General features: G+C 58.2%; 20 protein-coding genes. 3 read left to right on the forward strand and 17 right to left on the reverse strand.

Features of this window, described 5'->3' with window-relative positions; genetic code table 11:
• Positions 1–225 precede the first annotated feature (225 nt).
• Positions 226–960, reverse strand: coding sequence for an XRE family transcriptional regulator (locus tag ABH909_RS26585; RefSeq protein WP_429440118.1), 735 nt, complete (start codon positions 958–960; stop codon positions 226–228).
• Between the two features lie 200 nt (positions 961–1160).
• Here ABH909_RS26585 and mutS point away from each other — a divergent pair, with 200 nt between their 5' ends.
• The gene (gene mutS / locus ABH909_RS26590; RefSeq protein ID WP_429438845.1) at positions 1161–3740 is read left to right on the forward strand and encodes a DNA mismatch repair protein MutS; all 2580 of its coding nucleotides are present in this window, start codon (positions 1161–1163) and stop codon (positions 3738–3740) included.
• A gap of 142 nt (positions 3741–3882) precedes the next feature.
• The gene (gene fdxA / locus ABH909_RS26595; RefSeq protein WP_003222178.1) at positions 3883–4206 is read left to right on the forward strand and encodes a ferredoxin FdxA; all 324 of its coding nucleotides are present in this window, start codon (positions 3883–3885) and stop codon (positions 4204–4206) included.
• A gap of 653 nt (positions 4207–4859) precedes the next feature.
• Here fdxA and rpoS read toward each other — a convergent pair.
• The 8 genes from rpoS to ABH909_RS26635 all read right to left on the reverse strand — a co-directional run bounded on the left by rpoS (position 4860) and on the right by ABH909_RS26635 (position 11995).
• The gene (gene rpoS / locus ABH909_RS26600; RefSeq protein WP_008072688.1) at positions 4860–5867 is read right to left on the reverse strand and encodes an RNA polymerase sigma factor RpoS; all 1008 of its coding nucleotides are present in this window, start codon (positions 5865–5867) and stop codon (positions 4860–4862) included.
• 106 nt (positions 5868–5973) lie between these two features.
• Positions 5974–6831, reverse strand: coding sequence for a peptidoglycan DD-metalloendopeptidase family protein (locus ABH909_RS26605; RefSeq protein WP_429438847.1), 858 nt, complete (start codon positions 6829–6831; stop codon positions 5974–5976).
• Positions 6832–7042: 211 nt separating this feature from the next.
• The gene (locus ABH909_RS26610) at positions 7043–7678 is read right to left on the reverse strand and encodes a protein-L-isoaspartate(D-aspartate) O-methyltransferase (RefSeq protein WP_177318845.1); all 636 of its coding nucleotides are present in this window, start codon (positions 7676–7678) and stop codon (positions 7043–7045) included.
• Positions 7679–7719: 41 nt separating this feature from the next.
• Positions 7720–8469, reverse strand: coding sequence for a 5'/3'-nucleotidase SurE (gene surE / locus ABH909_RS26615; RefSeq protein WP_429438850.1), 750 nt, complete (start codon positions 8467–8469; stop codon positions 7720–7722).
• On the reverse strand, positions 8457–9515 hold the full coding sequence (truD, locus tag ABH909_RS26620; protein WP_429438853.1) for a tRNA pseudouridine(13) synthase TruD: 1059 nt from the start codon (positions 9513–9515) through the stop codon (positions 8457–8459). Before truD ends, surE begins: the two co-directional genes overlap by 13 nt.
• On the reverse strand, positions 9512–9985 hold the full coding sequence (gene ispF, locus ABH909_RS26625) for a 2-C-methyl-D-erythritol 2,4-cyclodiphosphate synthase (RefSeq protein ID WP_038979164.1): 474 nt from the start codon (positions 9983–9985) through the stop codon (positions 9512–9514). The genes truD and ispF overlap by 4 nt, the downstream gene beginning before the upstream one ends.
• 43 nt (positions 9986–10028) lie before the next feature.
• Positions 10029–10874 carry an S-formylglutathione hydrolase gene (gene fghA, locus ABH909_RS26630; RefSeq protein ID WP_429438855.1) on the reverse strand — a complete coding sequence of 282 codons (846 nt, stop codon included), beginning with the start codon at positions 10872–10874 and terminating at the stop codon, positions 10029–10031.
• A gap of 8 nt (positions 10875–10882) precedes the next feature.
• Positions 10883–11995: an S-(hydroxymethyl)glutathione dehydrogenase/class III alcohol dehydrogenase gene (locus ABH909_RS26635; protein WP_095054145.1), complete on the reverse strand. Its 1113-nt coding sequence runs from the start codon at positions 11993–11995 to the stop codon at positions 10883–10885.
• 106 nt (positions 11996–12101) lie between these two features.
• Here ABH909_RS26635 and ABH909_RS26640 point away from each other — a divergent pair, with 106 nt between their 5' ends.
• Positions 12102–12998 (forward strand): LysR substrate-binding domain-containing protein, encoded by an 897-nt coding sequence (locus ABH909_RS26640; protein WP_038979161.1) that lies wholly within the window; start codon positions 12102–12104, stop codon positions 12996–12998.
• Positions 12999–13077: 79 nt separating this feature from the next.
• Here ABH909_RS26640 and ispD read toward each other — a convergent pair whose 3' ends face one another.
• The 8 genes from ispD to dnaE form a co-directional block, all read right to left on the reverse strand.
• Positions 13078–13785, reverse strand: a complete 708-nt coding sequence (ispD, locus tag ABH909_RS26645) for a 2-C-methyl-D-erythritol 4-phosphate cytidylyltransferase (protein WP_429438858.1) — start codon at positions 13783–13785, stop codon at positions 13078–13080.
• Positions 13782–14060: a cell division protein FtsB gene (ftsB, locus tag ABH909_RS26650; protein WP_007907178.1), complete on the reverse strand. Its 279-nt coding sequence runs from the start codon at positions 14058–14060 to the stop codon at positions 13782–13784. The genes ispD and ftsB overlap by 4 nt, the downstream gene beginning before the upstream one ends.
• A 171-nt stretch (positions 14061–14231) precedes the next feature.
• On the reverse strand, positions 14232–15521 hold the full coding sequence (eno, locus tag ABH909_RS26655) for a phosphopyruvate hydratase (RefSeq protein ID WP_007907175.1): 1290 nt from the start codon (positions 15519–15521) through the stop codon (positions 14232–14234).
• A gap of 156 nt (positions 15522–15677) precedes the next feature.
• Positions 15678–16523, reverse strand: a complete 846-nt coding sequence (gene kdsA / locus ABH909_RS26660; protein WP_008072675.1) for a 3-deoxy-8-phosphooctulonate synthase — start codon at positions 16521–16523, stop codon at positions 15678–15680.
• A gap of 5 nt (positions 16524–16528) precedes the next feature.
• Positions 16529–18160 carry a CTP synthase gene (locus ABH909_RS26665; protein ID WP_008072674.1) on the reverse strand — a complete coding sequence of 544 codons (1632 nt, stop codon included), beginning with the start codon at positions 18158–18160 and terminating at the stop codon, positions 16529–16531.
• Between the two features lie 274 nt (positions 18161–18434).
• The gene (gene tilS / locus ABH909_RS26670; RefSeq protein ID WP_429438861.1) at positions 18435–19763 is read right to left on the reverse strand and encodes a tRNA lysidine(34) synthetase TilS; all 1329 of its coding nucleotides are present in this window, start codon (positions 19761–19763) and stop codon (positions 18435–18437) included.
• A gap of 134 nt (positions 19764–19897) precedes the next feature.
• Positions 19898–20845: an acetyl-CoA carboxylase carboxyltransferase subunit alpha gene (locus ABH909_RS26675; protein ID WP_095631662.1), complete on the reverse strand. Its 948-nt coding sequence runs from the start codon at positions 20843–20845 to the stop codon at positions 19898–19900.
• A gap of 152 nt (positions 20846–20997) precedes the next feature.
• Positions 20998–24519 carry a DNA polymerase III subunit alpha gene (dnaE, locus tag ABH909_RS26680; protein ID WP_429438864.1) on the reverse strand — a complete coding sequence of 1174 codons (3522 nt, stop codon included), beginning with the start codon at positions 24517–24519 and terminating at the stop codon, positions 20998–21000.

The raw sequence follows: 24519 nt of genomic DNA on the forward strand, positions 1-24519 counted from the left end.
CGCTGCCTTTGTGGTGGAACTAAAGAGCTTCGTTTCGAGCCGCCTTGTTGGGCCGCTTGAGACAAAGAATATGCATGGATGCATATACAGTCAATGCGCAAATGCATTTATTTGTGCGCTGAAAATGCATTAGCGCATTAAAGCCCCGCAAACAAAGGCGTTAACGGTTTTGGACAGGCGAAAAAAAACCCGCCGGGCAGCGGGTTTTATCTGACAGCGGTGAGGTCAACGGGCGTACATGCCCCACCAGAAGACGTGCCCGAGAATGACAATCTGCTCTTCCTGGATTTCCTGGAAGCTGTAGTCCTCGTCCGGATGCTCATCGCGGTTGAAGCTGCGCAGGCGAATCCCTGTCGGCAGGCGATAAAGCTGTTTCACCCTCAACTGGCCGTTGTGGTTGATGGCGTAGAGGTCACCGTCGACGATGTCACCAATCCCACATTTACCGGCATTCACTCCGACCGTGGCGCCATCGCGCAACACCGGCAACATGCTGTTGCCGCGCACGGTCACGCATTTGGCCTGGTCGAACTGCACACCGTTGTGGCGCAGGCTGCGCTTGCCGAAGCGCAGGCTAGAGCGCTCGCTCTCTTCGATGACGAATCTTCCTGATCCAGCAGCCAATTCAACCTCGCGAAGAAAGGGGACCGACACCTCGTCGTCATCGACTGGGGTATCGTCGTCCCACAGGCTTATGTCCTTGAGTTCCGAATGCGACTCATCGCGCCCAACGCTGGCGGCGTGTGCGACATCCGCACGGCCACGTAACTGGTCGGTGCTCACGGCGAAGTAGTCGGCAATCTTCGAAATATGTTTATCCGAAGGATCGACGATCTTCCCGCTGAGGATCCGCGAGAGAGTGGATTGAGGCACGCCGGTGCGACGGTGAAGCTCCGTGGGGGAGATCCCGTGCTGATCGAGCAGCGCTCTTAAGACGGTAGAAACATTGCGTTTTTGCATAACGTGCATAGTGCTTGATCTTTTTTCGGAAGACAAATGCTGATTTGCATAGATCATGCATTGCCGGCAGAAATGCGCCTTGGTGCTTTCATGCCTGCGTAGGCCGGACCGCCCATGTTAACCTTGCGCCCATCGCGGAAAAGCCGGGCCGATGCCCCTCCTTTGCCCTACACCTTTCAACGAGTTTTCCTGAATTTCCGATGAATAAAGCCCTCTCCGATCTGTCTTCCCACACCCCGATGATGCAGCAGTACTGGCGCCTGAAGAACCAGCACCCTGATCAATTGATGTTCTATCGCATGGGTGACTTCTACGAAATCTTCTATGAAGACGCAAAGAAAGCCGCCAAGTTGCTGGACATCACTTTGACGGCTCGTGGGCAATCGGCGGGGCAGGCGATTCCGATGTGTGGGATTCCTTACCACGCTGCGGAAGGTTACCTGGCGAAACTGGTGAAGCTCGGCGAGTCGGTGGTGATTTGTGAGCAGGTCGGCGACCCGGCAACCAGCAAAGGCCCGGTGGATCGTCAGGTGGTGCGGATCATCACGCCCGGTACGGTCAGCGATGAAGCGCTGCTGGATGAGCGCCGGGACAACCTGATCGCGGCGGTGCTGGGCGACGAGCGCCTGTTCGGGCTGGCGGTGCTGGACATCACCAGCGGCAACTTCACCGTGCTGGAGATCAAGGGCTGGGAAAACCTGCTGGCGGAACTGGAGCGGGTCAACCCGGTAGAGCTGATGATCCCGGACGATTGGCCGAAAGACTTACCGGCGGAAAAACGTCGTGGGGTTCGGCGCCGTGCGCCGTGGGATTTCGAGCGTGACTCGGCACTGAAAAGTCTTTGCCAGCAGTTTTCCACCCAGGACCTGAAAGGTTTCGGCTGCGAGAACCTGACCCTGGCGATCGGCGCCGCCGGTTGCCTGCTCAGCTACGCCAAGGAAACCCAGCGCACCGCCCTGCCGCACTTGCGCAGCCTGCGCCATGAACGCCTGGACGACACCGTGGTGCTGGATGGCGCGAGCCGTCGCAACCTGGAATTGGACACCAACCTGGCCGGCGGTCGCGACAACACCTTGCAATCGGTGGTCGACCGCTGCCAGACCGCCATGGGCAGCCGCTTGCTGACTCGCTGGCTGAACCGTCCGCTGCGGGATTTGACCGTATTGCTGGCGCGTCAGAGCTCGATCACTTGCCTGCTCGACGGTTACCGCTTCGAAAAACTGCAACCACAGCTCAAGGAAATCGGGGACATCGAGCGGATTCTGGCGCGGATCGGCTTGCGCAATGCCCGTCCTCGTGACTTGGCGCGTCTGCGCGATGCCCTCGGTGCACTGCCAGAGTTGCAGGTGGCGATGGCCGAGCTTGAAGCCCCGCATATCCTTCAATTGGCAGCGACCACCAGCACCTATCCGGAACTGGCGGCGTTGCTGGAAAAAGCCATTATCGATAACCCGCCCGCCGTCATCCGGGACGGCGGCGTGTTGAAAACCGGTTACGACAGCGAACTCGACGAACTGCAATCGCTCAGCGAAAACGCCGGGCAGTTCCTGATCGATCTCGAAGCGCGTGAAAAGGCCCGCACCGGCCTGTCGCACCTTAAGGTCGGCTACAACCGGATTCACGGATACTTCATTGAGTTGCCGAGCAAGCAGGCCGAATCGGCGCCTGCGGACTATATCCGCCGGCAGACCCTCAAAGGTGCCGAGCGCTTCATCACGCCGGAACTGAAGGCGTTCGAAGACAAGGCGCTGTCCGCCAAGAGCCGCGCCCTGGCTCGCGAAAAGATGCTCTACGAAGCGCTGCTCGAAGACCTGATCGCCCAGTTGCCGCCCTTGCAAGACACCGCCGCCGCACTGGCCGAGCTGGACGTGCTGAGCAACCTCGCCGAGCGCGCACTGAATCTGGACCTGAACTGCCCGCGTTTTGTCAGCGAGCCATGCATGCGCATCACCCAGGGTCGTCACCCGGTGGTCGAGCAAGTACTCACCACGCCGTTCGTGGCCAACGACCTGAGCCTTGATGACAATACCCGCATGCTGGTGATCACTGGTCCGAACATGGGCGGTAAATCCACCTACATGCGTCAGACCGCATTGATCGTGTTGCTGGCGCATATCGGCAGCTTCGTGCCGGCGGCCAGTTGTGAATTGTCTCTGGTAGACCGAATCTTCACCCGAATCGGCTCCAGCGATGACTTGGCGGGCGGTCGTTCGACCTTCATGGTTGAAATGAGCGAAACCGCGAACATTCTGCACAACGCCACCGAACGCAGCCTGGTGCTGATGGACGAAGTCGGTCGCGGCACCAGCACCTTCGACGGCCTGTCCCTGGCTTGGGCGGCGGCTGAGCGTCTCGCGCACCTGCGGGCCTACACCCTGTTCGCTACTCACTATTTCGAGCTGACAGTGCTGCCGGAAGCCCAGCCACTGGTGGCTAACGTGCACCTCAATGCCACCGAACACAACGAGCGCATCGTGTTCCTGCACCACGTGCTGCCTGGGCCTGCCAGCCAGAGCTACGGCTTGGCGGTTGCGCAGTTGGCCGGTGTGCCGAGCGAAGTGATCGTGCGTGCTCGCGAACATCTGAGCCGACTGGAATCCACAGCACTGCCTCATGAAGTTCCAAAGCCCGCCAAAGGCAAACCGGTCACGCCGCAGCAGAGCGACATGTTCGCCAGCCTGCCGCATCCGGTACTGGATGAACTGGCCAAACTGGATCTGGACGACATGTCACCGCGTCGTGCGCTCGAAATGCTCTATACACTAAAGACACGGATCTAACGCACTTGCCTGCAAGCTGTTAGAATCTCGCGCGGTTTGGGATGCTGCAGGCCAATAGCCTGACCTGCAGACTATCGCTCCCAAACCTGGCGACCCCAACGTGAAGGGGCTCCGCTGCCGCCGCCTGAGGAGAAAATTAGAAATGACCTTCGTCGTCACCGACAACTGCATCAAGTGCAAGTACACCGACTGCGTAGAAGTCTGTCCGGTGGACTGCTTTTACGAAGGCCCGAACTTCCTGGTGATTCACCCGGATGAGTGCATCGACTGCGCACTGTGCGAACCAGAATGCCCTGCCGTGGCCATCTTCTCCGAAGATGAAGTTCCGGAAGATATGCAGGAATTCATTCAGCTGAACGTTGAGCTGGCGGAAATCTGGCCCAACATCACCGAGAAGAAAGAATCGTTGCCCGATGCCGAAGAGTGGGATGGCGTCAAAGGCAAGATCAAAGACCTCGAACGCTGATTACCCGTGTTCTCGAAAAGGCCCCTTGTGGGCCTTTTTGCTTTTCCAAAGATCAAAAGATCAAAAGATCAAAAGATCAAAAGATCAAAAGATCAAAAGATCAAAAGATCGCAGCCTGCGGCAGCTCCTACAGAGATTGCGCATGCTCGTGGGTGTACGTGGTTTGTGTAGGAGCTGCCGCAGGCTGCGATCTTTTGATCTTGATCTCGCTTTTCTGCAGACAAAAAAAAGGGGCGGTATGACCCGCCCACATTTTTTCCCTATTCCTTGTATTCCTTTTCATCGTCCTGATGAATCGCTTCCTGCGATGTCCGTTCCCCTCTTCCTTGAAGGGCGTGTCTATCCGTCGACACAGTTCAGATACTAGAGAATTCCCCATCAAGAGCAATCGGCCCTTGTCGCTGAAAGCGTCTGTCACATGCCGTTAATCTAGAAAAATATTCATATAAATCAATAATATAAAAAATCGTGATAGATAAAATAGACAACTGCCAGGGTGTAAAAATAACGAACACTTACGAAAGAGTAAGCAAAGACTTACAAAACGAGACTACAAACCTGCGGTGATAGCGGCGACAACTTACTTCCCATTATTTCAGGCAACAAAAAACCCCAAACCAGTCGGGGCTTTTGTTTCCTGCTGATCGAGTCGCTTATTGGAACAGCGACTCACTCGACAGGCCGTTTTTCTCGAGAATCTCCCGAAGACGCTTGAGGCCTTCAACCTGGATTTGCCTGACCCGCTCCCGGGTCAGGCCGATTTCCAGGCCTACGTCTTCAAGCGTGCTGCTCTCGTGACCTCGCAAGCCAAAGCGTCGAATGACCACCTCGCGTTGCTTGTCGGTCAGCTCCGAGAGCCATTGATCGATGCTCTGTGACAGGTCGTCGTCCTGCAACAGTTCGCATGGATCGGTCGGGCGGTCATCGGTAAGGGTGTCCAGCAGGGTTTTATCCGAATCCGGACCCAGCGAGACGTCGACCGAAGAAACCCGCTCGTTCAGGCCGAGCATGCGCTTGACCTCGCCTACCGGTTTCTCCAGCAAGTTGGCGATTTCTTCGGGTGAGGGTTCATGATCGAGCTTTTGAGTCAGCTCCCGTGCTGCCCGCAAGTACACATTGAGCTCTTTGACCACATGGATCGGCAACCGGATGGTCCGGGTCTGATTCATGATCGCGCGCTCGATGGTCTGACGAATCCACCAGGTGGCGTAGGTCGAAAAGCGGAAACCGCGTTCGGGATCGAACTTTTCTACTGCCCGGATCAGGCCGAGGTTGCCCTCTTCGATCAGGTCCAGCAGCGACAGCCCACGATTGACGTAACGACGGGCGATTTTCACCACCAGCCGCAGGTTGCTTTCGATCATGCGCTTGCGCCCGGCCGGATCGCCACTTTGCGACAAGCGCGCAAAATGAACTTCTTCCTCCGGGGAGAGCAATGGGGAAAAGCCGATTTCGTTGAGGTACAGCTGAGTGGCATCGAGTGCCCGTGTGTAATCGATGTACTTGTGTTGCTTAAGCGAAGCGGAGTGTTTGGATTTGGCACGAACGGAAGGTGGTGCATCCCCTTCATCATTCGACATCGAATCCGTGGCGATGCCGGTCTCCATCAGGAGAACCTCATCGTCGATGTCAAACTCCGGCACTTCTTTACTGAGAGCCATTGTTATAGTCCTTTGGTGAGTTCGACCTCAAGCTCAAGCGGCGCCTTGATCCCTGGCAACGCTGGAGCCTGTTCCCTCTACGTGACGGAACAGGCTGGCTAACAAATCAACGACGTGGCAGGAATTGCAGCGGATCTACAGGTTTACCTTGTCGGCGAATCTCAAAATGCAGTTTCACCCGGTCTGTACCCGTTGACCCCATTTCGGCAATTGTCTGTCCGACCTTGACCTGCTGCCCCTCCCGAACCAACAGCCTGCGGTTATGTCCGTAGGCACTGACGTAGGTGTCGCTGTGTTTGATGATGACTAATTCGCCGTAGCCCCTTAAGCCACTCCCGGCGTATACCACCGTCCCATCAGACGCAGCTAAAACAGGCTGTCCCAAATCTCCGGCGATATCAATTCCTTTATTCAAACTACCGTTTGAAGAGAATTTACCAATCAGAATGCCATTAGAAGGCCACCCCCAGCCCGTCGGGGCCGGACCGGCAGGAGGCAGTGGAGCGGGTGCCGGCTTGTTGGCGACGGACGGTGCAAGCACTGTTGTAGTGGTCGTCGCGCCATTTGCCTGGCGCCGAATTACGGTGGTTTTACTCGACGACGAAGGCGAGGAACTGGACGAACTCACTACCGTCGTCGGCGTTGAACCGCTGCGACCGTCGAAGCGAATTGTCTGACCCGGATGGATCGTGTAAGGCGTAGGAATGTTGTTCCGTGCTGCGAGGGCTTTGTAGTCCCAACCGTAGCGAAAAGCGATCGAGAACAACGTGTCCTTGGGGCGGACAACGTATTGGCCGGTGGTCACGGCCGGACGCTGGGCGACCGCTTTGTTGCGATCGACGACGCTCGCACTACCTGATTTGGTGCTGGAACAGCCGACTAACAAGGTACTCAAGACAAGGCCAGTCACCAGACGCTGAAAGCTCGTTTTACCCATTCGCTGCGCAATGACTGTGAGACTCACCCGCCGCTCCCTTTGTGGTGGCTGAAAATATGGATTGCCGTGCTCCGGCACGAAATGTCGCAAGTATAACGGGCCGGACAGGCTTTAACTTTAATGAAGCGGATTCGCTTCGCGCACACGTTTGCTGCCTGAAGATGAATTGCGTTTAAACAATCGATGCCGCTGTAAGACCCGGTCAATCGAAGAGAATTCAGCGCGCTGAAACAAATGCTCAGGCCAACGGCCCGTTGAGCAATGGGACAAAGCGCACCGCCCCCAGAACACGTCTGGAAAAGCCCTGTTCCTCACGGATGATCAACATCAATTGTTGAACTTCACCGGAGCCGACCGGAATCACCAGTCGCCCACCCGGTGCCAATTGATCGAGCAGTGCCTGAGGCACATCGGTGGCCACGGCGGTGACGATGATGCCGTTGTAAGGTGCCAATGCCGGCCAGCCTTCCCAACCATCGCCCCAGCGAAATACCACGTTGCGCAGGTTCAGTTCCACCAGGCGCTCCTTGGCCCGGTCCTGCAGAACCTTGATGCGCTCCACGGAAAAAACCCGCTCGACCAATTGCGACAGCACGGCCGTCTGGTAACCCGAACCGGTGCCGATTTCCATCACCTTGTCCAAAGGACCGGCTTCCAGCAGCAGCTCGCTCATGCGCGCCACCATATAAGGCTGGGAGATGGTCTGGTTATGCCCGATCGGCAGCGCCGTATCTTCGTAGGCTCGATGAGCCAGCGCCTCATCGACGAACAGGTGACGCGGCGTGCGGCGGATGACTTCCAGCACCTTGGCGTTGGAGATGCCTTCTTCATAGAGGCGCTGAATCAGACGCTCGCGGGTCCGTTGCGAGGTCATCCCGATACCGCGATGCAGAATATGATCTTGTTCACGAGCCATTAACGCAGCCCCTCCAGCCAGCCATCGAGACTTCTGAAGGCATCATTAAAGGTGCGGTCCAGTTGCAGTGGCGTGATTGAAACATAGCCTTGCATCACCGCATGGAAATCGGTACCCGGGCCGCCATCTTCAGCGTCCCCCGCGGCGGCAATCCAGTAACCGGATTTACCCCGCGGGTCGACCACTTTCATCGGTGCAGCAGCGCGGGCGCGATGGCCGAGGCGGGTCAGCTGGATACCGCGGATGTGCTCCAGCGGCAAGTTGGGAATGTTCACGTTCAGTACCGTGCGCGGTGGCAGATCAAGGTCCGCGTGAGCCTCTACCAGTTTGCGCGCAAAATAAGCGGCTGTGGGAAGGTTCTCTACTTGCCGTGAGACGAACGAAAAGGCAAACGAAGGACGCCCAAGGAAGCGCCCCTCGAGGGCCGCCGCCACAGTGCCGGAATACAGCACGTCATCCCCCAGGTTGGCCCCCAGGTTAATGCCGGAAACCACCATGTCCGGCTCGAGCTCCAGCAAGCCGTTAAGGCCCAGGTGCACGCAGTCGGTGGGTGTGCCGTTAAGGCTGATAAAGCCGTTGGCGAGGATTTGCGGGTGCAACGGACGGTCGAGCGTCAGCGAGCTGCTGGCGCCGCTTTTGTCCTGGTCCGGGGCGATAACCACGCATTCGGTGTAATCCGCCAGCGCAGCATAAAGCGCGGCGAGACCGGGTGCGGCTACCCCATCGTCGTTAGAAATCAGAATACGCATGGGCTGTCCGTCTGCCCCACCGGCACCAGATCGACGAGTTCACGCACCAATACGGTGGCGAAGCATCCGGCCGGCAGGACGAATTCCAGTTGCAGAATGTCCAGCGAGGGATAATGCCACGTCAACCCGCCAATGGGCAGCCGCAGGATGCGACGTTCGTGGCTCATTCCGGCGTTAATCAACCAATCGCGCAGATCCGCTTCGCGCGCGGCGATTGCCTGCTCCAGTTCATGGACTGCGCCTGACGTCGGCGAGTCACCTTCGCCCCACTGCGGGCCGGTCGGGTGCAGGTCGAGAATCGACAGACGAGGATCGCTGCATTCGGCTTCACCCGCCGGGAAGAAACTGCGGCTGTCGGTGAACGCCAGCAGATCGCCCACCTGCGCGCGCTGCCAGGTGCCATCGGCGACGCGCGCCGCCAACACTTGATTGAACAGAAAACTACGGGCGGTGGAGAGCAAACGCGAACGGACGTTGCGCTGCTCCGGCAGGGCCTTGCGCGCTGCCCAGGCACGAGCATCGACCACGTTGCCGCCGTCAAAGCCGAAACGCTGGGCGCCGAAATAATTGGGAATACCTTGCTTGGCGATCAGTTGCAGACGCGATTCGATCGCCGCCTTGTCACCGGTGAACTGGGTCAAGCGCAAGGTGAAGCCGTTGGCCGAGTGGGCACCGCGTTGCAGTTTGCGTTTATGCCGACCGGTCTTGAGTATTTTCAGCGTGTCGTTTTCCGCCGCCGACAGATCAGGATCGGCCTTGCCCGGCAGTTGCACGCTGAACCATTGGCGAGTCAGCGCCTGACGGTCCTTGAGGCCGGCATAGCTGACGGTGCGCAACGGCACACCCGCCGCCTTGGCGATGCGCCGTGCCGCTTCTTCGGTATTCAGTCCGCGTTTTTCCACCCAGATCCACAGGTGTTCGCCGTCGCCGCTCAGGGGAATATCAAGGACTTCATCGACCTGGAAATCTTCCGCCGTGGCTTTCAGTACCGCGCTGCCCAAGGCTTCACCATAGGCCCGGGGGCCAAGTAATTGCGCCTCGTTCATGCGCGCAGCAACAAGGCAACGGAGTGCACGGCAATGCCTTCTTCGCGACCAACAAAGCCAAGCTTTTCGGTAGTGGTAGCTTTCACGTTCACTTGATCCAACTCAACTTGAAGATCCGCGGCAATCAGCGCGCGCATCGATTCGATATGGGGGGCCATTTTCGGGGCCTGGGCGACGATGGTGTTATCGACGTTGCCAACTTTCCAGCCTTTGGCATGGATCAGTGCGACGACATGACGCAACAGCACGCGGCTGTCGGCCCCCTTGAACTGCGGGTCGGTGTCCGGGAAGTGCTTGCCGATATCACCCAGCGCGGCAGCGCCGAGCAAGGCATCGCTCAAGGCGTGCAGCAGGACGTCACCGTCAGAATGGGCGAGCAGCCCGAAGCTGTGTGCAATCCGCACGCCGCCCAGAGTGATGAAATCGCCTTCAGCGAAACGGTGCACATCATAGCCGTGGCCAATACGCATAAAAAAACGCCCCGATTTTTGTCAGGGCGTGATTCTACCTGCATTAGAGGCCTAGAGCGCGTCCGTGATGCTGCAAGTGGTCATCAATGAAGCTGGCGATGAAGAAATAACTGTGGTCGTAGCCCGGTTGCAGACGCAACGTCAGCGGATGACCCGCCAGTTTGGCGGCCTGTTGCAAGGCGTCAGGCTTGAGCTGGGTCGCCAGGAAATCATCGCGATCACCCTGATCGACCAGCAGCGGCAATTTCTCGGCCGCCTCGGCGATCAACACACAGGCATCCCACTCGCGCCACTTCGAACGATCCTCTCCCAAGTAACGGGAAAAGGCTTTCTGGCCCCAAGGGCAATCAATCGGATTGTTGATCGGCGAGAACGCCGACACCGACAGATAACGCCCCGGATTGCGCAACGCACAGACCAATGCGCCGTGGCCACCCATGGAGTGACCGCTGATGCCACGCTTGTCCGATGCCGGAAAATGCGCTTCGACCAATGCCGGCAATTCCTGCACGACATAGTCATGCATCCGATAGTGGCGAGACCACGGTTCCTGCGTGGCATTCAGATAAAACCCGGCACCGAGACCGAAGTCCCAGGCGCCATCCGGATCACCCGGCACATCGGGACCGCGCGGGCTGGTGTCCGGCGCGACGATGATCAGCCCCAGCTCGGCGGCCATGCGCATGGCGCCGGCCTTTTGCATGAAGTTCTCGTCGGTGCAGGTCAGGCCAGACAACCAGTACAACACCGGCAATTTACCGCCCTGCTCCGCGTGCGGCGGCAGGTACACGGCAAACACCATGTCGCAGCCGAGCACGTCGGAACGGTGCCGATAGCGCTTGTGCCAGCCTCCGAAGCTTTTCTGACAGGAGATATTTTCCAGGCTCATGACCGACCTCAGAAATGGATGACGGTACGGATGCTTTTGCCTTCATGCATCAGGTCAAACGCCTTGTTGATATCTTCCAGGCCCATCGTGTGGGTAATGAAGGTATCCAGCGGGATCTCGCCGGTCTGGGCCATTTCGACATAGCTCGGCAACTCGGTACGCCCGCGCACACCACCAAACGCCGAACCGCGCCAGACGCGACCGGTCACCAATTGGAACGGACGAGTAGAGATTTCCTGACCGGCGCCGGCCACGCCGATGATCACCGACTCACCCCAACCTTTGTGGCAGCACTCAAGTGCAGCACGCATCAACTGGACGTTTCCGATGCATTCGAAGGAAAAGTCGACGCCGCCATCGGTCATGTCGACGATCACTTCCTGAATCGGACGATCGAAGTCTTTCGGGTTTACACAATCGGTCGCGCCCAATTGCCTGGCGATCTCGAACTTGGCCGGGTTGATGTCGATGGCGATGATCCGTCCTGCCTTGGCTTTGACCGCGCCAATCACCGCAGACAAACCGATGCCGCCCAGACCGAAAATGGCGACGGTGTCACCTGGCTTGACCTTGGCGGTGTTGATTACCGCGCCGATGCCGGTGGTGACACCACAACCCAGCAGACAGACTTTTTCCAGCGGTGCTTCTTTAGGAATTTTGGCGACGGAGATTTCCGGCAGCACGGTGTACTCAGAAAACGTCGAGGTGCCCATGTAGTGGAAAATCGTTTCGCCCTTGTAGGAAAAACGCGAAGTGCCATCCGGCATCAGGCCTTTACCCTGGGTCGCACGAATTGCCTGGCAGAGGTTGGTTTTGCCCGACAGGCAGAATTTGCACTTGCCGCATTCCGGGGTATACAGCGGGATCACATGGTCGCCGACCGCGACTGAGGTCACGCCCTCGCCAATCGCTTCAACCACCGCGCCGCCTTCATGACCCAGGATCGACGGGAAGATACCTTCCGGATCAGCGCCCGAGAGGGTGTAGGCATCGGTATGGCAAACACCGGAGGCGACGACGCGCAGCAGAACTTCCCCAGCCTTGGGCATGGCGACATCGACTTCAACGATCTCGAGGGGTTTCTTGGCCTCGAAGGCAACGGCGGCGCGCGACTTGATCATGCTGACTCTCCAGTGAATAAAAACGAGACAAGGAGTGTAATACAGCGACATACGATGAATAATCAGGACAAAAGCAAAACATTATTGCCATACAGGGATAATCCTGATGTCCGAAAACCGCTGGGAAGGCATCGATGAGTTCGTTGCCGTGGCCGAGTGCAGCCAATTCACTGCCGCGGCCGAACGCCTTGGGGTGTCTTCCTCTCATATCAGTCGCCAAATCGTACGTCTGGAAGAACGCCTGCAAACCCGTTTGCTCTATCGCAGCACCCGTCGGGTCACATTGACCGAAGCCGGGCAAACCTTTTTGCAACATTGCCAGCGTTTGCAGGACGGTCGCGAAGAAGCCTTGCGCGCTGTCGGCGACCTGACCAGCGAACCCAAGGGCATGTTGCGCATGACCTGTGCCGTGGCTTACGGCGAACGCTTCATCGTGCCACTGGTGACTCGCTTCATGGGGCTGTACCCGCAACTGCGCGTCGACATCGAGCTGAGCAACCGCCCGCTCGATCTGGTGCATGAAGGGCTGGACCTGGCCATCCGCCTCGGCCGCCTGCAGGATTCAAGACTGGTCGCAACGCGCCTGGCACCACGGCGCATGTACCTGTGCGCCTCACCGTCCTATCTGGAACGGTATGGTCGCCCACACAGTTTGTCGGAATTGAGTCGCCATAACTGCCTCATCGGCAGCTCGGACATCTGGCAACTGGAACAGAACGGGCGGGAATTTTCCCAGCGAGTGCAGGGAAACTGGCGTTGCAACAGTGGGCAAGCGGTGCTGGATGCCGCCCTGCAAGGGGTCGGATTGTGTCAGCTGCCGGATTACTACGTGCTGGAATACCTGAAAAATGGCGAATTGATTTCGCTGCTGGAAGCCCATCAGCCGCCGAACACAGCCGTGTGGGCGCTTTATCCACAGCAACGGCATCTGTCGCCGAAAGTGCGCAAGTTGGTGGATTATTTAAAGGAAGGGCTGGCCGAACGGCCGGAGTATCGGGCTTGAGATCAAAAAGATCGCAGCCTTCGGCAGCTCCTACGGGTGTACACATAACCTTGTAGGAGCTGCCGAAGGCTGCGATCTTTTAGCGGCGGTTAGCCCAACGCTGGCGCAACCATTCAAGGTCTTCAGGACGAGTGACTTTGATGTTATCGGATCGCCCTTCAATCAGGCGCGGCGCCAAACCCGCCCATTCCATGGCCGAAGCTTCATCGGTGATGACAACATCGGCCACCAGGCTATCGGCCAATGCCCGATGCAACGCGCCAAGGCGAAACATCTGCGGTGTATAGGCCTGCCAGATCACGCTGCGATCCACCGTTTCCAGCACGCGTCCATGCTTGTCGACCCGCTTTAGGGTATCGCGCGCAGGCACCGCCAACAGACCGCCTACCGGATCGTCAGCCAGCTCACTGAGCAATTTATCGAGATCATCACGCGCCAGATTCGGTCGTGCAGCATCGTGCACTAACACCCAATCCTCATCGTCAGCGCCTTGGGCATGCAGATGCAGCAAGGCATTGAGCACCGACCCGGAACGCTCGGCGCCGCCCTCAACCCGTTGAATACGCGGATCGGTAGCACATGCCAGGTTCGGCCAGTAAGGATCGTCGATTGCAAGACTGACCACCAACCCCTTCAAGGCAGGATGATCGAGGAAACAGCCGAGGCTGTGTTCGAGAATAGTGCGCCCGCCCAGTTGCAAGTATTGCTTGGGACGGTCCGCGGCCATACGGGCACCGACGCCCGCGGCTGGAATCACGGCCCAGAAGGCCGGTAACGAATTAATCATTGGGCCAACTGGTAAAGGGTTTCACCGTCCTTGACCATGCCCAACTCATGACGAGCCCGTTCTTCAACGGTCTCCATGCCCTTTTTCAATTCGCTGACTTCGGCGTCCATCACCCGATTGCGCTCCAGCAACGCCTCGTTCTCGGCGTGTTGATCCGCAATCTGCTGCTTCAGCTCGGCCACTTGCGCCAGACTGCCATTACCCACCCACAGGCGGTACTGCAGGCCGGCCAGCAGCAAGAGCAAGACGAGAAACAACCAATTGGGACTGCGCATCGAATATCAGGTATCCAGTGAAAAAAGACAGCCATGCCAAAACTTTGAAGCTTCTGATAGCACGAAGCCTGGAAGAACCAGGCTTGTGCTCTTAAGGCATCAGATTAGTGGCAAATCCATCGCTGCTGCGATTTTTCCGACACAATCCGGTGTCTTTTTATCGTTTACCACTCAGCCGCGAAACTCGCTACGACCGTTGTACTTGGCTTTGCCATTCAACTGCTCTTCGATACGCAGCAGTTGGTTGTACTTGGAAACGCGGTCGGAACGGCACAGGGAGCCGGTCTTGATCTGGCCAGCCGCAGTGCCCACAGCCAGGTCGGCAATGGTCGAATCTTCGGTTTCGCCGGAGCGGTGCGAGATGACGGCGGTGTAACCAGCGGCCTTGGCCATCTGGATCGCTTCCAGGGTTTCGGTCAGGGTGCCGATCTGGTTGAACTTGATCAGGATCGAGTTGGCGATCTTTTTATCGATGCCTTCTTTCAGGATCTTGGTGTTGGTCACGAACAGATCGTCACCTACCAGCTGAGTCTTCTCGCCGATCTTGTCGGTGAGGATTTTCCAGCCAGCCCAGTCGGACTCGTCCAGACCGTCTTCGATGGAGATGATCGGGTAACGCTCGGTCAGGCCTTTCAGGTAATCGGCGAAACCTTCAGCGGTGAACACCTGGCCTTCGCCGGACAGGTTGTACTTGCCGTCTTCGTAGAATTCGCTGGCTGCGCAGTCCAGTGCCAGGGTCACGTCAGTGCCCAGCTTGTAACCGGCATTGGCCACGGCTTCGGAGATCACTTTCAAAGCGTCTTCGTTGGAGGCCAGGTTCGGTGCGAAACCACCTTCGTCACCGACGGCAGTGCTCAGGCCGCGAGCCTTCAGAACGGCTTTAAGGTGATGGAAAATCTCGGTGCCCATGCGCAGACCTTCCGAGAAAGACTTGGCGCCGACTGGCTGAACCATGAATTCCTGGATGTCGACGTTGTTATCGGCGTGCTCGCCACCGTTGATGATGTTCATCATCGGAACCGGCATCGAGTAAACACCCGGGGTGCCGTTCAGGTTGGCGATGTGAGCGTACAGCGGCAGGTCCTGGTCCTGTGCTGCTGCCTTGGCCGCAGCCAGGGAAACGGCGAGGATCGCGTTGGCGCCCAGGGTCGCTTTGTTTTCGGTTCCGTCCAGCTTGATCATCGCGTGATCCAGCGCTTTCTGGTCGCTTGGGTCTGCACCCAACAACAGGTCACGGATCGGACCGTTGATGTTGGCGACAGCTTTCAGAACGCCTTTGCCCAGGTAACGGCTCTTGTCGCCATCACGCAGCTCGAGTGCTTCACGCGAGCCAGTGGAAGCACCGGATGGCGCGCAAGCGCTGCCGATGATGCCGTTATCGAGAAGCACATCTGCTTCCACAGTGGGATTGCCACGGGAGTCGAGAACTTCACGACCTTTGATGTCGACGATTTTTGCCATTGTTGTGAACACTCCAAAGTTGACGAAAACGACGCAGCTGAAGGAAATCTTTGGTCGTCGGCAAGTGACAGACAGCGGGCAGGCTTGCGGACGACAAGGCTCAAGCCCGAGGGCCTGAGCGTTAAACCGTGCAGTACTTTACCGGAGAATCGGGGTTTACGCGGTTTCTACTGTCGGAAAACTTTTAACCAATTCGTCCAGTGCCTTGAGCTGGGCCAGGAAGGGTTCCAGTTTGTCCAGACGCAAGGCGCAAGGGCCGTCGCATTTGGCGTTGTCCGGGTCCGGGTGCGCTTCGAGGAACAGACCGGCCAGCGACTGGCTCATGCCGGCCTTGGCCAGGTCGGTGACCTGGGCACGACGACCGCCGGCTGAATCGGAACGACCGCCAGGCATTTGCAGCGCGTGGGTCACGTCGAAGAACACCGGGTATTCGAACTGCTTCATGATGCCGAAGCCAAGCATGTCGACGACCAGGTTGTTGTAGCCGAAGCTCGAACCGCGTTCGCAGAGGATCAACTGATCGTTACCGGCTTCTACGCATTTGTTCAGGATGTGTTTCATTTCCTGAGGCGCAAGGAACTGGGCTTTCTTGATGTTGATCACCGCGCCGGTCTTGGCCATCGCGACCACGAGGTCGGTCTGGCGCGACAGGAAGGCCGGCAACTGGATGATGTCGCAGACTTCAGCGACGACCGCTGCCTGATCAGGCTCATGGACGTCGGTGATGACCGGCACGCCGAAGGCTTGCTTGATGTCCTGGAAAATCCGCATGCCTTCTTCCAGGCCGGGGCCACGGTAAGAGGTCACAGAAGAACGGTTCGCCTTGTCGAAACTGGCCTTGAACACGTAAGGGATACCGAGTTTTTCGGTGACCTTTACATACTCTTCGCAGACCTGCATCGCCATGTCGCGGCTTTCCAGCACGTTCATGCCACCGAACAGCACCATTGGCTTGTCGTTGGCAATCTCGATGTTGCCTACGCGGATGATCTTCTGTGCCATCAGGTTTACGCCTTCTTCTGGTGTTGGGCCAAAGCGGCTTTGACGAAGCCGCTGAACAACGGGTGACCGTCGCGTGGTGTCGAGGTGAACTCAGGGTGGAACTGGCAAGCGACAAACCATGGATGATCCGGCGCTTCGACCACTTCAACCAACGCGCCATCACCGGAACGACCGGAGATTTTCAGACCAGCCTCAATGATTTGCGGCAGCAGGTTGTTGTTCACTTCGTAGCGATGACGGTGACGCTCGACGATCACGTCCTTGGCATAGCAATCGTGCACCAGGGAACCTGGTTCAAGCAGGCAATCCTGAGCGCCGAGGCGCATGGTGCCGCCCAGATCGGAGGTTTCGGTACGGGTTTCGACTGCGCCGGTGGCATCTTCCCACTCGGTGATCAGCCCCACGACCGGGTGACCGCTGGTGCGATCGAACTCGGTGGAGTTGGCGTCTTTCCAGCCCATGACGTTACGAGCGAATTCGATAACGGCCACTTGCATGCCCAGGCAGATACCCAGGTATGGAATCTTGTTTTCGCGAGCGTATTGAACGGCAGTGATCTTGCCTTCAACGCCACGCAAGCCAAAGCCGCCCGGTACCAGAATCGCGTCGACGCCTTCCAGCAGCGCGGTGCCCTGGTTCTCGATGTCTTCGGAATCGATGTAGCGCAGGTTGACCTTGGTGCGGTTGCTGATGCCGGCGTGACTCATCGCTTCGATCAGCGACTTGTAGGCGTCCAGCAGCTCCATGTACTTGCCGACCATCGCGATGGTGACTTCATGCTCCGGGTTCAGCTTGGCATCCACCACCGCTTCCCACTCGGACAGATCGGCGCTGTCGCATTGCAGGCCGAAACGCTCGACGACGAAATCATCCAGGCCCTGGGAGTGCAGAATGCCCGGGATCTTGTAGATGGTATCGGCGTCTTCCAGCGCGATCACCGCACGTTCTTCAACGTTGGTGAACTGCGCGATCTTGCGACGCGAAGAGATGTCGATCGGGTGATCGGAACGGCACACCAGCACGTCTGGCTGCAGGCCAATGGAACGCAGTTCCTTGACCGAGTGCTGGGTTGGCTTGGTTTTGGTTTCGCCGGCAGTGGCGATGTACGGCACCAGCGTCAGGTGCATCAGCATCGCGCGCTTGGCGCCGACTTCGAAACGCAATTGACGGATCGCTTCGAGGAACGGCTGCGATTCGATGTCACCCACGGTGCCACCGATCTCGACCATGGCCACGTCGGCATCGCCGGCACCCTTGATGATCCGGCGCTTGATTTCGTCGGTGATGTGCGGGATCACCTGAATGGTTGCGCCCAGGTAATCACCACGGCGCTCTTTGCGCAGGACGTGTTCGTAGACACGGCCGGTGGTGAAGTTGTTGTTCTGGGTCATGGTCGTGCGGATGAACCGCTCGTAGTGACCCAGGTCCAGGTCGGTCTCGGCGCCGTCGTGGGTGACGAACACTTCACCGTGCTGGAACGGGCTCATGGTGCCCGGGTCAACGTTGATGTACGGGTCCAGCTTCAGCATGGTGACCTTAAGTCCCCGCGCCTCCAGGATGGCCGCCAATGAAGCCGAGGCAATGCCTTTCCCCAATGAAGAAACAACACCGCCCGTGACGAATATGTAGCGCGTCATGAAAAACCCTAGAAGTCTGCGTTAAAGCGGTCCGAGCCGCCGGGGAAAGCGAAGGAAGGCCGAAGCCCCCGATCACCTGCATTAATTACAGTGCACCTTTCAAAAAAACCGCCGCGTTGGGACAGACCGGCAGATGAAACACCGGTAGGTTGCTCGCTACACATTTTTTGGAATCGCCCAGCAAAGACTGCTTGGTAATCGGCAACTCCTGCGATTCAGGCGAATCCACAGAAGTTGTATCAAGAAGGGAGCGTAGTCTACCGGAAAGCCCCTTTCAGCTCAAACCTTGATCTTCGACTTGCGGCTGCCAATGCAAATGCCAGCCATCTTGCTTACCGCCATTTAGCCCCCGCAGATTCGCCACCGCCAGCAATTGCTGGTCTCTGTAGACCAGCGGCAATCTGCCACGGGTGAATCCCGGCACACCGCTTTCGTTGAGCAAACGCTTCAGGTCACGGTGGCCACGACCGGGCAGGTTCATGACCTCGCCTCCCTCACGATAGCGGATCAGCAGCGGGCCAGCGGGGATCTGACCGGTAAATTTGAGTACGCCATTATCCGGCAACGCCAACGATACCGAGGGATCAGCCCATAACACCGGGGATGGCGGAATGCGCAGCCAGCCACCCGACAACCACCACAGACGTCCGCCCGCGCGATGCAATTCACCCGCCGCCAGCCGCCAGACCGGATGCGCATCGCCGGTCGCATCGCGCACATTCTCCCAACCCGACCAATGGTCACTGTCCGGCAAAGTCGTCAGCGGTTTGAGCCAATGACTTAGCGCGTTGCGCTGACGCGCATCAGACAGTTTTTCCAGGGGGGCCAGCGCCAGCGACGGCAAAGCCAGCCAATCGAAATCACTGATGGTGCTGGCGTGGGCCAGATCGATTTGCGCCAATTCGTCGAGCAGTTCTTGCGCTTCGCTCAGATGCGCAGCGCTGCGTGCCATGGTCGCGACCGCTTGTGGCCAGCGCGCAGTCAACACCGGGAACACCTGATGACGCAGATAATTGCGCGAGAACTGGCAGTCCTGGTTCGACGGATCCTCGATCCAGTTCAACTGGTATTCAGTCGCGTAGGCCTCAAGTTCGGCACGGGTGACATCGAGCAAGGGTCGTAGCAGATGCCCGCGACCCAAAGGACGCTCGCTCGGCATTCCTGACAAGCCTCTCACCCCTGCCCCACGCATCAGCCTAAACAACAGGGTTTCTGCCTGATCGTCGCGGTGTTGGCCGGTGAGCAGCACGTCACCGACGTGAGTCGCCGCGATGAAGGCGCCATAACGCGCATCCCGCGCCGCGCGCTCAAGGCTGGCGCCGGGTTCAACCTGAACACGCACAACCTCTAGCGGCACGCCCAACGCATCACAGACCGACTGACAATGCTCCGGCCACGCATCAGCCGCAGCCTGAAGGCCGTGGTGGACATGGATGGCGGTCAGTGCCGGCAGGGATTGGGTTTTCGCAAGGTGCGCGAGCAGGTGCAGCAGGACGGTGGAGTCGAGACCACCGGAGAACGCGATGCGCCAGGTTGTGGCGTTGCGCCACGGTGCAAGATTCAGCAAGAGTCTGGCAGGCAAATCAATCGTGGGCTGACTCATATCGATCACTTCGCACAAATCAAATGTGGGAGCGGGCTTGCTCGCGAAGGCGGTTCAACATTCAACACATCAGTCGACTGTTATACCGCTTTCGCGAGCAAGCCCGCTCCCACATTATTAAAGCCGAGGTCAGATCAGAGACCGTAGCTCATCAAACGCTCGTAACGACGGGCCAACAGCGCCTCGTTATCGAACTTCTTCAACATCGCCAGTTGCGAGCTCAGCTCAGCGCGGATCGAGGCAGCCGCAGCAGCCGGGTTGCGATGAGCGCCGCCCAATGGCTCGCTAATCACTTTATCGACAATGCCCAGGCCCTTCAGACGCTCGGCAGTAATGCCCATGGCTTCAGCAGCATCCGGGGCTTTCTCGGAAGTTTTCCACAGAATCGAAGCGCAACCTTCCGGCGAAATTACGGCGTAGGTCGAGTACTGCAGCATGTTCAACTGATCGCAGACGCCGATTGCCAATGCACCACCGGAACCACCTTCACCGATCACGGTGGCAATGATTGGGGTTTTCAGACGAGCCATGACGCGCAGGTTCCAGGCGATCGCTTCGCTCTGATTGCGCTCTTCGGCGTCGATGCCCGGGTAAGCACCCGGGGTGTCGATGAAGGTCAGGATCGGCATTTTGAAACGCTCGGCCATTTCCATCAGGCGGCACGCCTTGCGGTAGCCTTCCGGACGCGGCATGCCGAAGTTGCGGCGAACCTTCTCGCGCACTTCGCGGCCTTTCTGGTGACCAATGATCATCACCGGCTGATCATCCAGACGGGCAACACCACCCACGATCGCGGCATCGTCGGAGAAGTGACGGTCGCCGTGCAGCTCATCGAACTCGGTGAAGATGTGTTCGATGTAGTCCAGGGTATACGGACGTTTCGGGTGACGCGCCAGACGTGCGATCTGCCAGCTGGTCAGCTTGCCGAAGATGTCTTCGGTCAGCGTGCTGCTCTTGTCCTGCAGGCGGGAGATCTCATCGCCGATATTCAGCGAATTGTCATTACCGACCAAGCGCAACTCTTCGATCTTGGCTTGCAGGTCGGCGATCGGCTGTTCGAAATCTAGAAAATTCGGGTTCATAGGCGTCCGTCTTGGGTCGACCTTCCAAGAGAGCTTGGGCCGGCCGGTTGTCTATTCGCGCCCTACCTTAAGGGACAGGCGCGTTCAGGTCGAGATTAAAAATTCGGGTCGGGATCAGGTGCGTTCCAATGGTAAGGAATGGCACCTTGCCGTCAACGGTATTGGAGGAAGACGTTGTCACGCCCGAACTGGTCACGCAGAGCTTGAATCAAGGCATCCGCCGGGTCGATTCGCCAGGTCTCGCCGAACTGCAACAAGGCCTTTGCATCAGGACTGGTGTACTCCATGGTGATCGGACACGCGCCGCGGTGGCGCTTGAACAGCTCACCCAGCCAGCGTAGCTGATCGCCCTTCAAATCCTTGGTGTGCAATTTCAGGCGCAGGCTTTCGGCCAGGTTGGTGCGCGCATCTTCCATGCTCATCACGCGCTTGACCCGCAGGCGCAGACCGCCAGAGAAATCGTCATTGCTGACTTCACCTTCGACCACCACCATCGCGTCGGTCTGCAACAGCGACTGCGCGGAATGGAAGGCATCGGCGAACAGCGAGGCTTCGATCCGTCCGGAGCGATCGTCGAGGGTGATGAAACCCATCTTGTCGCCCTTTTTGTTCTTCATCACCCGCAGGGCGATGATCATGCCAGCGACCGTCTGGGTATCGCGAGCGGGCTTGAGATCGATGATGCGCTGACGGGCGAAGCGACGGATCTCGCCTTCGTACTCGTCGATCGGGTGACCGGTCAGGTACAGGCCCAGGGTGTCTTTCTCCCCTTTCAGGCGTTCCTTGAGGGTCAGTTCCTTGGCCTTGCGATGATTGGCATAGACGTCGGCGTCTTCCTCGACGAACAACCCGCCAAACAGGTCGGCGTGGCCACTGTCGTGGGTGCGTGCGGTTTGTTCGGCAGCCTTGATCGCCCCTTCCATCGCGTTCAACAAGACCGCACGGTTCTGGTCGATGCTGGCCTGATAGGCTTTGGGTTCATCATGGAAATACGGACCCAGACGATCCAGCGCGCCGCTGCGGATCAAACCGTCCAGGGTGCGCTTGTTGATCCGCTTGAGATCGACACGGGCACAGAAATCGAACAGATCCTTGAACGGTCCGTCCTGACGCGCCTCGGTGATCGCTTCCACCGGCCCTTCACCCACCCCCTTGATTGCGCCGAGGCCATAAATAATGCGGCCTTCGTCATTCACCGTGAACTTGAACTCGGAAGTATTCACATCCGGCGCGTCGAGACGCAGCTTCATGGTGCGAATTTCTTCGATCAAGGTCACGACCTTGTCGGTGTTGTGCATATCCGCCGACAGTACCGCGGCCATGAACGGCGCCGGGTAGTGGGTTTTCAGCCACGCGGTCTGGTACGACACCAGGCCATAGGCGGCGGAGTGGGATTTGTTGAAGCCGTAACCGGCGAACTTTTCTACCAGGTCAAAGATGTTACCGGCCAGGTCGGCGTCGATATTGTTGGTGGCACAACCTTCAATGAAACCGCCACGCTGCTTGGCCATTTCTTCGGGTTTTTTCTTACCCATGGCGCGACGCAGCATGTCTGCACCGCCAAGGGTGTAACCGGCCATGACCTGGGCAATCTGCATCACCTGTTCCTGATACAGGATGATGCCGTAAGTCGGCGCCAGGACTGGCTTGAGGCCTTCGTACTGGTAATCCGAGTGCGGATACGCGAGCTCCGCGCGACCGTGCTTACGGTTGATGAAGTCATCCACCATGCCCGATTGCAACGGGCCCGGACGGAACAGGGCCACCAGTGCGATCAAGTCTTCAAGGCAGTCGGGCTTGAGCTTTTTGATCAGCTCTTTCATGCCGCGCGACTCGAGCTGGAACACCGCAGTGGTTTCAGCTTTTTGCAATAGCGTGTAGGTCGGTTTGTCGTCCAGCGGGATAAAGGCGATATCCAGCGGTGGCTCGTTGACCTTGGCACGATCGCGGTTGATGGTCTTCAGCGCCCAGTCGATGACCGTCAGCGTCCGCAGCCCCAGGAAGTCAAACTTCACCAGACCGGCCGCCTCGACGTCGTCCTTGTCGAACTGGGTTACCAGACCATCACCCGCTTCGTCGCAATAAATCGGCGAGAAGTCGGTCAGCTTGGTCGGCGCGATTACCACACCACCGGCGTGTTTGCCGACGTTACGCACAACGCCTTCAAGCTTGCGCGCCATTTCCCAGATTTCCGCAGCCTCTTCATCGACCTTGATGAAGTCGCGCAGGATTTCTTCCTGCTCGTAGGCCTTTTCCAAGGTCATGCCGACTTCGAACGGAATCATCTTCGACAGACGATCCGCCAAACCGTAGGACTTGCCCTGCACCCGCGCCACGTCACGGACCACCGCTTTGGCCGCCATGGAACCGAAGGTGATGATCTGGCTAACCGCGTTACGGCCGTATTTCTCGGCCACGTAATCAATCACCCGGTCACGGCCGTCCATACAGAAGTCGACGTCGAAGTCGGGCATGGATACCCGTTCCGGGTTAAGGAAACGTTCGAACAGCAGGTCATATTCCAGCGGGTCAAGGTCGGTGATCTTCTGCACATAGGCCACCAGCGACCCGGCACCCGACCCACGCCCCGGACCGACCGGCACGCCGTTGCTCTTGGCCCACTGGATAAAGTCCATCACGATCAGGAAGTAACCGGGGAAGCCCATCTGGATGATGATATCCAGCTCGAAATTCAACCGGTCGACATAGACCTGACGCTTGGCTTCGTAGTCTTCGGTGGTGTCCTTGGGCAGTAGAACGCTGAGGCGCTCTTCCAGACCGTCGAAGGAAACCTTGCGGAAATACTCGTCGATGGTCATGCCATCGGGAATCGGGAAGTTGGGCAGAAAGTGCTTGCCCAGTTTCACCTCGATGTTGCAGCGTTTCGCGATCTCAACCGTGTTTTCCAGCGCCTCGGGCAAGTCGCTGAACAGCTCGGCCATTTCCTCGGCACTTTTGAGGTATTGCTGATCGCTGTAATTCTTCGACCGCCGCGGATCGTCGAGGGCGCGGCCCTCACCGATGCACACGCGGGTTTCGTGGGCTTCGAAGTCTTCCTGCTTGATGAAACGCACATCGTTGGTGGCCACCAGCGGCGCGCCGATTTTCGTCGCCAGGGCCACGGCGCCGTGCAGTTGTTCTTCGTCATTGGGGCGGCTGGTGCGCTGGACTTCCAGATAGAAGCGATCCGGGAACACCGCCATCCACTCGCGAGCCAGGGTTTCGGCTTCGTCCGGGTTGCCGCTGAGCATGGCCAGACCGATCTCGCCCTCTTTCGCCGCCGACAACATGATCAAGCCTTCGCTGGCTTCAGCCACCCACTCGCGTTCGATGATCACCGAGCCATTGCGCTGGCCGTCGATGAAGCCACGGGAAATCAGCTCGGTGAGGTTGCGATAGCCCACCGCATTCATCGCCAACAGGCTGATCCGGCTCAAGGGGTTGTCCGGATCCTTGTTCGACAGCCACAGGTCGGCGCCGCAGATCGGCTTGATCCCCGCGCCCATGGCCGCTTTATAGAATTTGACCAGGGAACACATGTTGTTCTGGTCAGTGACCGCCACGGCAGGCATGTTCATGCCGACCAGGGTCTTGACCAGCGGTTTGATCCGCACCAGACCGTCGACCAGGGAATATTCAGTGTGCAGGCGTAGATGGACGAATGAAGCCGGCAT

This window comes from Pseudomonas sp. BS3782 TE3695 (assembly GCF_050435305.1).
In the GTDB taxonomy this organism is placed as follows: Bacteria; Pseudomonadota; Gammaproteobacteria; order Pseudomonadales; family Pseudomonadaceae; genus Aquipseudomonas.

Coding starts and splice junctions, on each gene's coding strand:
- mutS (WP_429438845.1), top strand. CDS start 1,161: ATGAATAAAGCCCTCTCCGATCTGTCTTCCCACACCCCGATGATGCAG.
- ABH909_RS26610 (WP_177318845.1), bottom strand. CDS start 7,678: ATGACCTCGCAACGGACCCGCGAGCGTCTGATTCAGCGCCTCTATGAA.
- ABH909_RS26585 (WP_429440118.1), bottom strand. CDS start 960: ATGCAAAAACGCAATGTTTCTACCGTCTTAAGAGCGCTGCTCGATCAG.
- ispD (WP_429438858.1), bottom strand. CDS start 13,785: ATGATTAATTCGTTACCGGCCTTCTGGGCCGTGATTCCAGCCGCGGGC.
- tilS (WP_429438861.1), bottom strand. CDS start 19,763: ATGAGTCAGCCCACGATTGATTTGCCTGCCAGACTCTTGCTGAATCTT.
- dnaE (WP_429438864.1), bottom strand. CDS start 24,519: ATGCCGGCTTCATTCGTCCATCTACGCCTGCACACTGAATATTCCCTG.
- fghA (WP_429438855.1), bottom strand. CDS start 10,874: ATGAGCCTGGAAAATATCTCCTGTCAGAAAAGCTTCGGAGGCTGGCAC.
- kdsA (WP_008072675.1), bottom strand. CDS start 16,523: ATGGCACAGAAGATCATCCGCGTAGGCAACATCGAGATTGCCAACGAC.
- ABH909_RS26675 (WP_095631662.1), bottom strand. CDS start 20,845: ATGAACCCGAATTTTCTAGATTTCGAACAGCCGATCGCCGACCTGCAA.
- ispF (WP_038979164.1), bottom strand. CDS start 9,985: ATGCGTATTGGCCACGGCTATGATGTGCACCGTTTCGCTGAAGGCGAT.
- surE (WP_429438850.1), bottom strand. CDS start 8,469: ATGCGTATTCTGATTTCTAACGACGATGGGGTAGCCGCACCCGGTCTC.
- truD (WP_429438853.1), bottom strand. CDS start 9,515: ATGAACGAGGCGCAATTACTTGGCCCCCGGGCCTATGGTGAAGCCTTG.
- fdxA (WP_003222178.1), top strand. CDS start 3,883: ATGACCTTCGTCGTCACCGACAACTGCATCAAGTGCAAGTACACCGAC.
- ABH909_RS26635 (WP_095054145.1), bottom strand. CDS start 11,995: ATGATCAAGTCGCGCGCCGCCGTTGCCTTCGAGGCCAAGAAACCCCTC.
- ABH909_RS26640 (WP_038979161.1), top strand. CDS start 12,102: ATGTCCGAAAACCGCTGGGAAGGCATCGATGAGTTCGTTGCCGTGGCC.
- ABH909_RS26665 (WP_008072674.1), bottom strand. CDS start 18,160: ATGACGCGCTACATATTCGTCACGGGCGGTGTTGTTTCTTCATTGGGG.
- ftsB (WP_007907178.1), bottom strand. CDS start 14,060: ATGCGCAGTCCCAATTGGTTGTTTCTCGTCTTGCTCTTGCTGCTGGCC.
- eno (WP_007907175.1), bottom strand. CDS start 15,521: ATGGCAAAAATCGTCGACATCAAAGGTCGTGAAGTTCTCGACTCCCGT.
- rpoS (WP_008072688.1), bottom strand. CDS start 5,867: ATGGCTCTCAGTAAAGAAGTGCCGGAGTTTGACATCGACGATGAGGTT.